Origin of the sequence: Rhodopila sp. (assembly GCF_965277165.1) — a bacterium.
In the GTDB taxonomy this organism is placed as follows: Bacteria; Pseudomonadota; Alphaproteobacteria; order Acetobacterales; family Acetobacteraceae; genus Rhodopila.
Window position 1 is genome coordinate 1,378,281 of sequence record NZ_CBDICE010000005.1, and the last position, 14,186, is coordinate 1,392,466.

The 14,186-nt window shown below is 60.0% G+C and carries 6 protein-coding genes and 1 pseudogene; all 7 read right to left on the bottom strand.

Annotation, left to right across the window (positions count from 1 at the left end; translation table 11 throughout):
- Window positions 1-156 precede the first annotated feature (156 nt).
- The gene (istB, locus tag ACQY4Y_RS07085) at window positions 157-942 is read right to left on the bottom strand and encodes an IS21-like element helper ATPase IstB (RefSeq protein ID WP_428489848.1); all 786 of its coding nucleotides are present in this window, start codon (window positions 940-942) and stop codon (window positions 157-159) included.
- Window positions 942-2,021 (bottom strand): annotated as a pseudogene (gene istA / locus ACQY4Y_RS07090) (IS21 family transposase); the annotation flags it as partial. The gene istB and the pseudogene istA, both read right to left, overlap by 1 nt.
- A gap of 156 nt (window positions 2,022-2,177) precedes the next feature.
- Window positions 2,178-4,736, bottom strand: a complete 2,559-nt coding sequence (treY, locus tag ACQY4Y_RS07095) for a malto-oligosyltrehalose synthase (protein ID WP_428489849.1) — start codon at window positions 4,734-4,736, stop codon at window positions 2,178-2,180.
- Window positions 4,733-6,775, bottom strand: a complete 2,043-nt coding sequence (gene malQ / locus ACQY4Y_RS07100) for a 4-alpha-glucanotransferase (RefSeq protein WP_428489850.1) — start codon at window positions 6,773-6,775, stop codon at window positions 4,733-4,735. Before malQ ends, treY begins: the two co-directional genes overlap by 4 nt.
- Complete coding sequence (treZ, locus tag ACQY4Y_RS07105) at window positions 6,772-8,490, bottom strand: malto-oligosyltrehalose trehalohydrolase (RefSeq protein ID WP_428489851.1); 1,719 nt, start codon at window positions 8,488-8,490, stop codon at window positions 6,772-6,774. The genes malQ and treZ overlap by 4 nt, the downstream gene beginning before the upstream one ends.
- A 192-nt stretch (window positions 8,491-8,682) precedes the next feature.
- Window positions 8,683-10,881 carry a 1,4-alpha-glucan branching protein GlgB gene (gene glgB, locus ACQY4Y_RS07110; RefSeq protein ID WP_428489852.1) on the bottom strand — a complete coding sequence of 733 codons (2,199 nt, stop codon included), beginning with the start codon at window positions 10,879-10,881 and terminating at the stop codon, window positions 8,683-8,685.
- On the bottom strand, window positions 10,878-14,186 hold the full coding sequence (gene treS, locus ACQY4Y_RS07115) for a maltose alpha-D-glucosyltransferase (RefSeq protein WP_428489853.1): 3,309 nt from the start codon (window positions 14,184-14,186) through the stop codon (window positions 10,878-10,880). Before treS ends, glgB begins: the two co-directional genes overlap by 4 nt.

Genomic DNA, 14,186 nt, shown 5'->3' on the forward strand with positions numbered 1-14,186 from the left:
GGCTGAAGCGGGCCGTTTCTTCCTCCCGGCCTGACGCTTCGCAGGGGTCGCGCGCAGTCGCGGTCAAGCATGGCCGCAGGCCACCGGCGGAGCCGGCGTGCAGCGTGCTTGACGGCGGCGAGCACCGCGCCATCCTGGGACGGGTCGGGATTAGCATCATGCTGGTGGGGTCTCCGGCGTCGATGCGGTCTTTAGCAGCAGCCCGCTTCGCCGCTTTTCCCGCAACCGATAGCTGTCGCCGCGGATCGTCAGCACATGACTGTGGTGCAACAGGCGATCGAGAATGGCGGTCGCCACCACGGCGTCTCCAAACACCGAACCCCATTCGCCGACCGCGCGGTTCGACGTCACCAGCATGGCGCCACGTTCATACCGTCGGCTCACCCGTTGGAAGAACAGATGTGCCGCGTTCGGTTCGACCGGCAGGTAGCCCAGTTCGTCGACGATCAGCAGCTTGGGTTTGGCATAATGCGCCAGGCGTTCATTCAGCCGGCCGTCGGCATGCGCTTTGGCAAGCTGGGCGACCAACGTCATCGCCGGCGTGAACAGCACGGTAGAGCCGGTGATGATCGCCTGGCGTCCGATCGCCACGGCGAGATGGGTCTTGCCAACCCCGGGCGGCCCGAGCAGCAGCACCGCCTCGCCGTTGGCGATGAACCGGCCGGTGGCGATCTCGCGCACCTGCGCCTTGTCGATCGAGGGTTGCGCGTTGAAGTCGAACCCGCTGAGGTCGCGCACGAACGGGAAGCGCGCCAGCCCGAAGCTCATATCGATACGGCGCTGGTCACGCCGGGCGATCTCGCGCTCGCAGAACAGCGCCAGCGCGTCGCGGATCGTCAGGTCCTGCCGCCCCGCTTCGTCGATCAGGCTGTCGAGTTGGTCGCGCAAGGCGGTCAATTTGAGACGGTTCAGCATGGCAATCAGATGATCGTGGTCGGTCATCAGAAGCCGCCCCCGATCGCCGCCTCGTATTCGGCCAGGGGCCGCAGCAAGGCCGACGGCGCCTCCGGTGCGACGGTCTCCGGCTCGATCATGATGCGGATCGGTCTGGTCTTCGTCCCGGCAATGCCAGCCAGGTGCGCATCGTCGGTGACGCGGCCGTGTCGCCCCTTCAGTTCGGCATGCACCGCAACCTCATGCCCAGCATGTAGCACCCGCACCGAACCCGAACCAACGGTGACCCGCACCCGCTCGCCGATCAGTCGCCACGGCACAGAATAGGCGTTGCCATCCACCTCGATCGCACAGTCGGCGCCCACCCGGCGCTGCAGATCTCGCGCGGTCACAAACGGTGAAAAGCCGGCCAGCGAACGCAGCGCCGCCGCCTCGTCGCGATCGAACCGCTGGCGCGGCGTCTCGCCCGTCGTGCCATGCACCCGAGCGTCCGCGATCTCGCGGGTCCAGGCCTCGAGATGCGCCTCCATCTCCGACCAGGTGGCAAAGCGGCGGCCGGCGATCGCGTTCCGTTTGACGTAGCCCACACCGCGCTCGTCCTTGCCCTTGGTGCGAGCCCGATACGGCGCGCAGGCTCGGATCCGGAACCCCCAATGGCGCGCAAATGCATGCAGCCGGGGATGCAACACCACCTCACGGCTGGCCGGGTCATGATGCAGGATCAGCGCTTTGGCATTGTCGAGCAGAACTTCCCGCGGCACCCCGCCGAAGGTCCGGAAAGCGCTCTCCAGTCCATCAAACCAGCTGTCCTGCCGCTCGTGTCCATACGCCCGCACATGTAGACGGCGCGAATAGCCAAGGGTTGCGACGAAGAAAAATACCTTGACCGCAGCACCATCGATCTCAACCCGGCGTTCGCCGAAATCGATCTGCAACGGCTCACCGGGGTGGGTCTCGAACCGAACCGTCGCGCGTGCCGCGGCAACAAGTTCACGTCGCAATGGGGCCGTCGAACGCTCAACCGTCCGCAGGCTGACGATGAGGCCCTTCTCCGATGCCAACTCCTGGCGCACCACATCGGCATTGCCGGCATGGCGACGAAACCGCTCAGCAATCCAATCGGATAAGCATCAGCCGCGTGCCCCATGCCTTGAGCGCCGACCAGCGCTGAGCGGACGCATACGCCGATCCCCCGCCTGGGCTATTATTCCTGGTCGATGGTGCTGCGGTGGCAGAGTTGTTACTAACCATTCCGTTTCGGGTTGATCTATCGCATTCTGCGATCACACGGAAGCCACCGAATATAATATCGCCATTGGAAAATCACTGAAGAGTGATTGCAGCGGAAGTCTACGTTGGGCTGTCAGGCTCTTGTCGCCGAATAGCAGCGGGTGGAGTTGATTGTCACGCAATTGCTCCGGCAACAACAGTGAACTATCGCGCAACTGATCAGGATCTAGCGTCAAACGATCCTCCGGCTGCAGCAACCGATGTACGAGACGTGGCACTACCACGATGAGCGCTGATCGACCCCTGACTCGAAGAAACCCGATCATCCTGTGTTCCAAAGCGCCCTCGACCAGCAACGGGATATAATCGCCTTGCTGAACAAGATCTGGCAGCTTCCGTCGAAAGTCCAAGACCTTGCGGATCAGCAATTGCTTGATTTTTCCATTGCGCCAGTTCACTTGGCAATCAGCGACTTCAGCGTTGGCCGCAAGCGCTTCCCGACGCACACCGTAATCAACAGGACGTCGATTGTCCGGATCGACGAGACTGAAGTCCCAAAATTCAGTTCCTTGAAAGAAATCGGGCATGCCGGGAACCGTCATTTTCAGCAGCGCTTGTGCCAGTCCGTTCACCGCACCTGCCGGCGCAATTCGATCTACGAACGATCGAGCGAGAGGTAGGAACCGCTCACTGGGCGAGAACAGGTTGAAGAGGAAATTTCGCGCTTTCGTCTCATAAGCCTCGTTCGGGGCGGTCCAGTCAGTGCGCAGCTTTGCCTCCCGCAGCGCCTTTTGCTGCCAAGCGGCCAGTCGCTCGGCGAACGCCTTGCATCCAGACCGATCGGATGTATCGAGCAGCAGCGGCCACGCACCGACAATCATCTGATACAACATGATCTCATCCGCTGGATCCGGCCGAACAGCATTGAGCGTACGGCATTTGGCGACGAAATCGGCCCAATCGTCAGGTATCTCGCTGATGACCGCCAGACGGGCACGAAGATCTTCGCCACGCTTATGATCGTGCGTCGCTGTAGCCAGCATGGCGGCGGGAAACGCCGCCAGCCGATTTGCGCAGGCCCGGTGGAAGTCCGCAACCGACCCGCCCAGCCTGGCGGCATCGAAACCAACATCGTTACGGGATAGCAGGCGACCGTAGCGATAGAACGCCGTGTCCTCAACGGCCTTTGCTGCGACTGGAGCGCTTAGTTGTTGGAACCGGGTAGCCGCCACTTTGTCCCCTGGCTCGCCGCCCAACCAGCGATCCAGTTGATCCAGGACGATGTGGCTCGCAACCGGGGACGTCGCTTTTGCCCCCGTCAAGGCCTTGGCAAATCCAGCGTCATCGCCAGGGGACCGCTTCGATCCGGCATTGTAGCCGCGATAAACGGGAAAACTCGACAGCAAAGCAAGAAGACTGCGGCGGATGGAAGCCGCCGATGTATCTCGCGTGCGCCGATCGGATCGGGCGATTCGATGCAATGCCCTGGTCACCGCATTCAACTGCGCATCGAAACCGCGCTGCAGGATTTCCAGGCGAGCAGGCTGTTCCTCGTCGGCGAAATCAGCCGGGCGCTGCGTCAAGCGATGCCAAAGTAGTCCAAGAGTCGTCGCGCTGGACGAATCGTGTTGGACGGCGCTCACGTCGTTCATAAAGTCATAGCCACTGGTGCCGTCGACACCCCAATCGGTCGGCAACGACTCACCGGCGCCTAGGATTTTCTCGATAACCAAATAGGCGTGGCGGCTGGGCGCCAAGTCGTCGAGTCTCCGGCGCAACCGGCGACAATATCCGGGCGGGTCGGAAAGCCCGTCGACATGATCGACGCGAAACCCGTCAATTAGACCGTCAGAGTATAGTCGGAAAAGAGTGGCGTGAGTTGCCTCGAAAACAGCCGGCTCCTCGATCCGCAACCCGGCAAGGCCGTTGATGTCGAAGAATCGTCGCCAATTGATCTCGTCTCCAGCCGAAGCCCACCAGGCAAGCCGGTAATGCTGGCGTTCCAGCAGTTCGTGGAGCTTGGAGCGACCATCGTAATCGTCCGGGTTGAAGGCGTTCGGTCCGGACGCGAGGATATACGCATGATCGGTGGGATCGATCGGGAAATCGCTTTCGAAGTAACGGATCGTCGGTGTGCCGGACGGATCCAGATTCAGCCGAATTTCTCCGGCATCCAACGCGTCGCCATAAGGGCGCCCGAGAAAGGGAGCCAGCACCTTTCCGCACAAGTCCGGATCATCGGTATCCCAGTCTACGTCGAAGAAGTCGGCGTAGCGGCTCGACCGCCCGTGACACAGCAGATCTGTCCACCAAGGATTGTCCGCCCCGCCCACAGCCATATGGTTCGGTACGATATCGACAATCAATCCCAGCCCAGCCGCGCGTAGCCTCGCAACGAAATCACGCAGCGCGTGTTCGCCGCCCAATTCTGGGTTGACCGCTGTCGGATCGACGACATCGTATCCGTGGATCGATCCGGCCCGAGCCGTCAGGATGGGAGAGGAGTAGACATGGCTGATCCCGAGATCGACCAGATACGGGATCAGCGCCTCCGCGTTCGCGAACGTAAAGTCCTTATGCAACTGCAGCCGCATCGTTGCACAAGGGATCATTGTCGCGGCCGCTCCGTCGCCACGAAATCGATTCGACGGGCCACTGCCTTATCCTCCAACACTACATTGGCCGCGACCGGTAGTCGGCGACGCCAGTTGGGATGCTCGGTGACGGTGCCAGGCAGGTTCGGCTGCTCAACCTGACCCAGGAGATCTTCAAGCGGAATCAAGGACAGAGGAACCTCTGTCTTGGCAATGAAACGCACCGCGGCGTCAACGACGCGCTCGGTATCGTCCGGGTTGGGTACTGGGCCTTCACCGACATGCTCGCGAACGAAGGCGTTCCATAGCCTGGGTCGATCCTGCTCACGCTGCTTCCGCACGTGGTCGGGGTCCACGCCTTCACCCAGCCGGCCATGCTGGTGACGAACATCGATGTCGCTGCCCTTCCACCAGCCAGCCACCGTCGGAAGATCGTGCGTCGAGGTCATCGCTACATCGGAACTCCCCCAACCCCTGGGTGGGACAAATCCAGTCTGCGCGTCGCGCTCGAACCAAAGGACACGCATGCCATGAATACCACTCTGTTCCAGCATATCGTGGAAGCCATCGGGCACGGTTCCCAGGTCTTCGCCGATTACGACAACGTCGTGGCGAACCGATTCCAGTGCCAATAGACGCAACAAGTCACTGACTGGATAATTGAGAAAAGCACCATCCGCCGGAGAAGCACCCTCGGGGATCAACCAAAGCCGGGCCAGTCCCATAGCGTGATCGACACGTATGCCGCCGACATGGCGCATTGCCGCGCGCAATGTTGCCAGGAAAGGCGCGAAGCCACTCTCTTCCATTGAGCGCGGTGAAAATCCCGTCAGACCCCAGTCCTGGCCGCGTGGGTTAAGCAAATCCGGCGGGGCCCCGATTGTCAGGCCCAGCAGGATATCGCGCTGCCGGCTCCAGGCGTGACTGCCCGCGGGGTCCATGCCCACTGCCAAGTCGCCGATTAGCCCAATCCGCATCCCTGCTTGCCGGGCCACAGTCTGAGCCGCGATCACTGACCGATCAGAGATCCATTGCAGGAACTGATGGAACAGAATTTCCTCCGGATGAGAGGCGGCAAAAAACGCGACTGCCGGACCCTGTGGATCGCGCAGATCCGCCGGCCAACTGCGCCATTCTCGTTGCGGCATGCGCGCCGCTTGCAGTGCCTCGAAGCAAGCGTGTTCATACAGCAGCGGCCCCGCGTCTGCTCTGAATCGTCCGAAATTCGCACCTATCGGGCCGTCCCAATCGTCACCATCCAAAAATAGATCGAAGACTTTGCGCAATGACGCATATTTTGCGCCGGAAGCCTCTGACCAGTCGATCAGGCCGTTGGCCGGTGTCATGCTCTCATGCGCAGTCTTCCCGAACACAAGTTCCGGCGCCGCGTGCAGCGGATTGAGGAACAGCCTGCTAGACGGTGCATAGGGGCCGAACCGTGCCGGGTCTGCCGCGAAAAGCGCGTGCATCGGGCTCAGGGCAATGGCATCAGCGCCCTTCGCCCCGGCGACGCGCGCCAGATCGGCCGCACCGGCAAGATCGCCAATCCCAACATCGCCCGGATGGCTCAAGCCATAGAGCTGGGCAGCCAAGCCCCATAAACGAGCATCGGGAACGACGTCCTCAATCGAACGGCAGCGCGCTGGTGATACCGCCAAAACGATTTCGCGGTCCTCCACGCGCAAGCGGTGATAACCGATCTCCGCGATCGCAGGAATTCTCAAGCGTCCCCGAGCCGGCAAAAGTGCCACCTGACGAACGTCGCCGCGCTCAAGCACCAGTTCAGCGGGCTGTGCCTCATTGCCACCGACATCCAAGCGGGTCGGCCGGCCAGCAACAGCAGTGACTAGCGGCGGTAGGTCGGCCAGACTACTACGTTTCGTCAGCAGTCTGCGGCTGGACGACAGCTCCCGGCTGGTGTCGGCCGGAAGCCCCAGCGCGGCCAGTACTCGCCGTAGGACCGGCGGTACCACGACGTGAGGCTGCCCGGCATAGTCTTGCCACTCCACGGCGATGCCAGCCCGTCGAGCTAAGTCGCGAAGCACTTCGTCGCTCATGTGGCAACCTCCAGATACGCAGCGGTCATCGGCGCGGTATCGCCGGTCGCGAACAGCAAACGACCAGGCGGTGTAGGGAACGCCACCGTCTCTGCCCCAAGATTTGTGATGATGGTCAAACGGGAGCCATCACCCAGCCGCCACTCTGCCGAGACCGCTTTTGGCCCAATCGCCTCCGCCGCAACGGACTTCGTTCCGGGTAATCGAGGTATAATCTCCTTCAGTCGCAACGCGATCAGACGTTGATACAGCGCGAAGCGCTTATTCGACGCCGGCTTCGGAACGGAAGCGGAAAACGTCTCCGCTGCGTTCGGGTCAGGGATACGCTCGCGCTTCTCCGGATCGGCGAACTCAGCGAACGCGGCGAACTCCTGACGGCGCCCTTCGCGCACCGCATCAGCCAACTCAGCGTGATGATCCGTAAAGAAGAGGAACGGTGTCTCCGACGCGGTTTCTTCGCCCATAAATAAAAGTGGGATTTGCGGACAAAACATCAGCAGCGTGATGGCTGCCTCCAAGGCGGCCAATGAGGTGAGCGACGTTAGCCGCTCGCCAAATGCCCGATTGCCGATTTGGTCATGATTCTGCAGAAACAACACATGCACATACGGCGGCAGGTCAGCACACGGCTCGCCCCGCGGGGCATTCAGGTAGGGTGACTGTTCGCCCTGATATACCCAGCCTTCGGCAAGAACGCGCGCCAGCTTTGCTGCGGGATCGCTGGCATAGTCGGCATAGTAGCCGCCGTTCTCCCCTGTTAGCAGCACATGCAACACGTTGTGACCATCATCGTTCCACTGTGCATCAACCGCCTTGCGCAGGTGCGAGCCGGCATTGTGATGCTCAAGTACCAGATGGACGTGTCGATCGGAGTCTATCGTCGCCCGCACAGTTGCAGCCATTTCCTCCACCCAGTCCTGTTCTAGGATCGCATGAACCGCGTCGAAGCGCAGGCCGTCGAAACGAAAGTCCTGCAGCCACATTAGAACGTTGCCGATGAAATAATCTCGTACCTCACGTCGCCGAAAGTCGATCGCCGACCCCCACGGGGTCATGACATCGTCGCGGAAAAACTGTGGCGCGTAGGAAGCCAGGTAATTACCATCCGGGCCAAAATGATTGTAAACCACGTCAAGAAACATCATCAGACCATGGCCGTGCGCAGCATCGACCAGCTCTTTTAGATCCTCGGCCGAGCCATAAGCAGCGTCCGGGGCATAGGGCAGCACCCCGTCGTAGCCCCAATTGCGTTCACCGGGGAACGCGTTGACCGGCATAAGTTCGATTGCCGTCACGCCCAACGCCTTAAGCCGAGGAAGGTTACGGCGAACCCCTCGGAAGCCGCCAGCGGCTCCTGCATGAAGTTCGTAGAGCACGGTCTCAGTCCAGGGGCGGCCCCGCCAGTCCTTGTGCTTCCAGGCAAACGGAGCGATTTTGACCTCGCTAGCCTCATGCACACCGCGCGGTTGCGACCGAGAAGCGGGGTCTGGCACCATTTGCCCGTCGTGTAACCGGTAGCGGTAATCCGTACCGTCCAATACTGCTGCGGTCGCCTCAAACCAGCCGTTGCTCGAACGCTGCATCGGAATCAGTTCGCCTGGTTCAAACGCGACCGATACGGTTTGTTGCGCGGGCGCCCAAAGTCGGAACCTAACCCTGCCGTCGTCTAGCCGTGTCGCGCCGAACATCTCAGTCAAGTTGAGATGATGTGCCATGTCCGTCAATCCTCGCCACAGCCGTCCAACCACGCTTCAAGGGCCGAAACCGCTCCGGCTCCGTTCTCGTCAAGCACCGAGAACGACCACTCATCTCGTTCGTTCCACCGATCCAGATAAATATGCCGCCGGAGCGACGACGCTCGCGGCAGCGCGACAGGACTATCTGCCGACGAAAGAAATGGCAGCGACTCAGAAACTGGGCGACAGGAAAACGGTCGCGAGTGGAGGCAAGGTAAGATATAGAGCCTGCGCTTCACCGTGCATCTGTGTCGGCACACTATGGACGCCGCCGTAATTGCCCATGTTCGACCCGCCGTAGGCGTCCGCATCCGTGTTCAACAACTCCCGCCAATGGCCGGATCGGGGCACCCCGACTCCATAACCAAGCCGCGGCACCGGTGTCATATTACAAACGACCAACACAATGCGGCCGTCCTCATTCCCCAATCTGAGGAATGCAAAGACCGAGTTTGTCGTGTCATCTCCAACAACCCACCGAAAACCAGTGGAAACCGAATCTCGCTGATGCAACGCGCCAGTTTGACGATAGAGCGCGTTCAGATCCCGCACCAGCGTCTGCATGCCGCGGTGCCGAGGGTAATCTAGCAAATCCCAATCGATCGCCGAATCGTGATTCCATTCGCGCCACTGGGCGATCTCACCGCCCATGAAAATCAACTTCTTGCCCGGGTGAGCCCACATGAAACCGAAGTAAGCCCGCAAATTAGCGAAGCGTTGCCAATCGTCTCCCGGCATCTTCTCGATCAAGGAACCCTTGCCGTAAACAACCTCGTCATGTGACAGTGGCAACACAAACTTTTCGGAAAACGCATATATCAGACCGAAGGTGAACTCGTTGTTGTGGTATCTCCGGTAGACCGGATCGCATTCCATGTAACGCAACGTGTCATGCATCCAGCCCATGTTCCATTTAAAGGAAAAGCCGAGGCCCCCGTCACCCACCGGCCGGGAAACGTTCGGCCACGCGGTAGATTCTTCGGCGATGGTCATTGCTCCGGCGCAGCGCTCTGCAACCATTTGATTGAAGTGGCTCAGAAAGCCGATAGCCTCCAGGTTCTCTCGCCCGCCATGGACGTTGGGCACCCATTCGCCCTGTCGGCGGCTGTAATCGCGGTATAGCATTGAGGCAACGGCATCGACGCGAAGGCCATCGACGTGAAAATGCTCGAGCCAATGAACGCCACTGGCGATCAGGAAGCCCTGCACTTCGCGGCGGCCGAAATTGTAGATGTAAGTGTTCCAGTCCTGGTGGAACCCCTCTTTCGGATCGGCATGTTCAAACAGCGGCGTGCCGTCGAAACGTGCGAGCCCATGCGCATCTGTCGGAAAATGCGCCGGAACCCAGTCGATGATCACACCCACACCGGCGCGATGGCAGGCATCCACGAAGCGGCAGAAACCATCGGGCGCCCCGAAGCGGCCAGAGGGCGCGAACAATCCCAATGGCTGGTAGCCCCACGAGCCACCAAACGGATGTTCGGCGATTGGCATCAGTTCGAGATGGGAAAAACCCATCTCCACCACATAAGGGACAAGCCGCTCGGCCAGGGCGTCCCAACTTGGGGTAAGGTCCGGACCGGGACGGAACCAGGATGCCGCGTGTACCTCGTAAACCGCGATAGGCGCCTCGTTGCCGTGCCGAGCGCCTCGATCGCGCATCCAAACATCATCATGCCATACGTAGGGAATGGGATCGGCAACTATGGATGCCGTGGCTGGGGGCGCCTCCGCGGCTTTGGCTAGCGGATCCGCCTTGTCAGCAAGCCGAGCGCCATCCGCTCCGACGAGCGCGAACTTGTAGCGGACCCCGGGCCCCACACGCGGCACGAAAAGTTCCCAGACGCCGGACGGATACCGCAACCTCATCGGATGTCGACGATTATCCCAGGTGTCGAAATCGCCGATTACCGAGACTGCACGCGCGTTTGGTGCCCAGACAGCGAAGCGCGTGCCGCGCACTCCTTCCACCGTCATCGGATTTGCACCCAGAGTGAATGCGATCTCGAATAGACGGCCTTCGTTGAATAGATGCAGGTCCGTTTCGCTGAGTAGGAGGTCGAAGCTGTAAGGATCTTCGGTTTCCTGAATGATATCGGACCATCGAATGCGAAAGCGGTACGGTTCCGTGTCATCTACTCGACCGAGAAATAATCCGGTCGGTTGAGTAGGCAACAGGGTCCCAAGGTGTCGGCCATCCGCGCGAGCCACCACTTCCACGCTGCTTGCACCCGGCAAGAAGGCTCGTACGTATCGCCCGATTTCGGTCTCGAAGGGCCCGAGCAGTGAGAACGGATCGTTCAAGGAGCCGCTTGCAAGGTGCCAAGCCTGCTCAGGCGAGATTGATGGAATAACGACGGCGTCGTTCATGCAACAGCCTCGATCCCGAGTACACGACGAGTGCAACAGGCGAGTCCGTGTAACGGAACATCGATCCAGGTCGGCCGATTGGCAGCTTCATAGGCCACCTCATAGGCCGCTTTTTCGATTAAGAACAAATCCAGTAGCTCCAAGTCGACCAACCCAGGCGCTTGCTCCCCAGCGGGTGCAATCGCCTCGCGGTAACCGATCAGGAACGACTCGGTTGCTCGTTCGACAAAACTATCCAGAAACGCGCTGACCTTTTCATCAGCCAGGTGGGCGTGGCTGGACAGGCTGCGTCGCTTTACCACCGCAGACGCGTAGTCGAATGATCGGATCGTACCAGCAACGTCTCGCAACGGATGATCTTTGCTGCGACGGATTTCCACCGGCTTTGCCGGCTCGCCCTCAAAGTCGATAATGGCGACGTCGCCGTTAACGACCAGGATCTGTCCCAGGTGCATGTCACCGTGAATCCGAGTGAGCGTAGCCCCGTGAACAGCCTCGGCCAGCATCGGAAGCTTACCGAATAGTGCGTCCCTGCCGGCCTGCACGGTCGTGCGATCCTGCTGCCCGGCCATTTCCCACTGCTGCGCGGTCTCAATCGCTTGATACGCAGCTTCCAATTGTGCCCGTGTCCGTTCCGCGAGTAGCAGGGCTGTGTCAGCGGTGCCGGTTTCGGGAGCAAACGCTGGATCGGCTGATGGCCGCGCGAGTACCAGGTGCATCTCCCCCAGCCGCTGTCCCAGCAATGAGGCGAACCGTACGTAGTCCGAGTGGCCTGCGGCTTCTGCGGCCGCGTCTTCGTCGCTGTTTGTAATGTCGGACAGGCCCCGCAGCAGCAAATCGGTCGTCCAGGTCCATGCGTCACCTTGGTTACGAACGAAGGCCTGGGCGATGACAAGGGCGTGGCGCGTGCCGGCGGGATCCACACGTACAACCTCGCCCAGCAGGGCCGGTGTGTTGGCAAAGCCTTGTTCGGTCAAATGACGGCTCATTTCGGCTTCTGGATGCGGGCCATCTGTTACCCGACGGAACATCTTGATAATCGCTATGTCACCGACGATGACCGAGGAGTTTGATTGTTCTGCAGAAACCCAATTCATTTCGACGTCGTCTGGCACGTTGATTTCCGCAATACGCGAGGTTGGCTCGAACCGGATCATCCCGCGGTCGATGGCGATGATATCCTTCTGCGCCAAACCCGCGAGGATTGCGATCGGGAACGCGGGCAGGGCGAACGCATCGGTCAGCAATCCGACTTTTGCGCCACGCCTGACGCGGGCAAGTGCCAGTTGTGTCGGCAACGGGGCCGCCGTAGTATCGCCCCAGACGATGCCCAGGGGCAACAGCCAGCGGGAGGTGCCAGACGCGGCTTCAATTTCGATCTCAAGCAATACCGCTTCGTCGGACGGCACACGGGTCATCAGGGCAATGCGGGTTGAGCTCAAGACCTGGTCCTTCAGCGCAAACCAGCGACGCTTGGCCAGATACTGAGGCAACGCCTCGTGCTCGATTACTAGTCGTGCGGCCATCACGGCGTCCGGCAGGGAATGACGCATGACGATTGTCTGATATTCGGGCATGGGTTCCGGCGCGGGTGTATGGTGAGACGGCCAGTCGTCGGCTTCTGACAAAACAAACCAGTAGAAACCATATGGCGGCAGCGTAAGCAGGTAGGTTAGCTGACCGATTGGAGGAAACTGTGAATGACCGTCCAATTCGATCGGGACGCGGCCCTGGAATTCCGACAGGTCGAGTTCAACCGCCTGTGGTGTGCGCGAGAGGTTTGCGACGCAAAGTATGGCGATACCATCATGCTCCCGCAGATAGCCCAGAATCTTCCGGTTTTTAGGATACAACAACCGATAGGTGCCGCGGCCGAACACCTTATATTGGCGGCGGACCGCGATAACCCGACGCATCCACATCAGTAGCGAGTGCGGATCCGCGGCCTGGGTTTCGACATTTACCGCTTGGTAGGCGTAGAGTGGGTCCATGACCATCGGCAACACCAGCCGCGAGGGGTCGGCAACGCGGGAAAAGCCACCATTGCGATCAGGTGACCACTGCATCGGCGTACGCACGCCGTTGCGATCGCCGAGATGGATGTTATCGCCCATGCCGATTTCATCGCCATAGTAAATTACCGGAGTTCCAGGCATCGACAAAAGGAGGTAGTTCATCAATTCGATGCGTCGCCGGTCACGTTCCAGCAACGGCGCCAAGCGGCGACGTATCCCGAGATTCAGGCGGGCTCTTCGATCGGCGGCGTAGGTTTCCCACAAAAAGTCGCGTTCCGATTCCGTCACCATCTCCAGCGTGAGTTCGTCGTGGTTGCGGAGGAAAATGGCCCACTGGCAATTCTCGGGAATATCGGGGGTTTGGCGCAGAATGTCAGTGATCGGGAACCGGTCCTCGCGCGCGATGGCCATATACATGCGGGGCATCAGCGGGAAGTGGAACGCCATGTGGCACTCGTCGCCGTCGCCGAAATAGTCTTTGGTGTCTTCCGGCCACTGATTGGCCTCCGCCAACAGCATTTTGTCAGGATAGTGGGCGGTGAGTTCGGCACGAATGCGCTTGAGCGCCGCGTGGGTTTCCGGGAGATTCTCGCTATTGGTACCTTCTCGCTCGACCAGATATGGCACGGCATCAAGGCGCAGCCCGTCGATACCAAGTTCCACCCAGTAGCGAAGCACCGAGAGCACCTCGCGCATCACCCGAGGGTTGTCGAAATTTAGATCCGGCTGATGATAGTAGAATCGGTGCCAATAATAGGCTTTCGCAGTATCGTCCCAAGTCCAGTTCGATCGTTCTGAGTCAACAAATATGATACGAGTACCGGCATATTTACGATCGTCATTCGACCAAACGTAAAAGTCTCGATAAATCGAGCCGGGTTTCGAGAGACGGGCGCGCTGAAACCAGGGATGCTGGTCAGAGGTGTGATTGACCACCAACTCCGCGATCACGCGGATGCCTCGATCGTGCGCCGCGGCGATGAAGCGCTTCACATCAGCTAGATTACCATAGTCTGGGTGAACGCCGCGATAATCCGCGATATCATATCCGTCATCCAACCGCGGCGATGGATAGAACGGTAGCAGCCAGATAGTGTTTACGCCTAACTCGGCGATATAGTCCAAACGAGAGATAAGGCCGGAAAAATCCCCAATTCCGTCGTTATTGGCGTCAGCAAATGATTTGACGTGGATCTGATAAATAACGGCGTCTTTGTACCAAAGCTGATCGACGTCAGCCGCCGGGTCGACCCTCTCGGTAGACTGAGGTGGAGGATGGCCGATATTCAT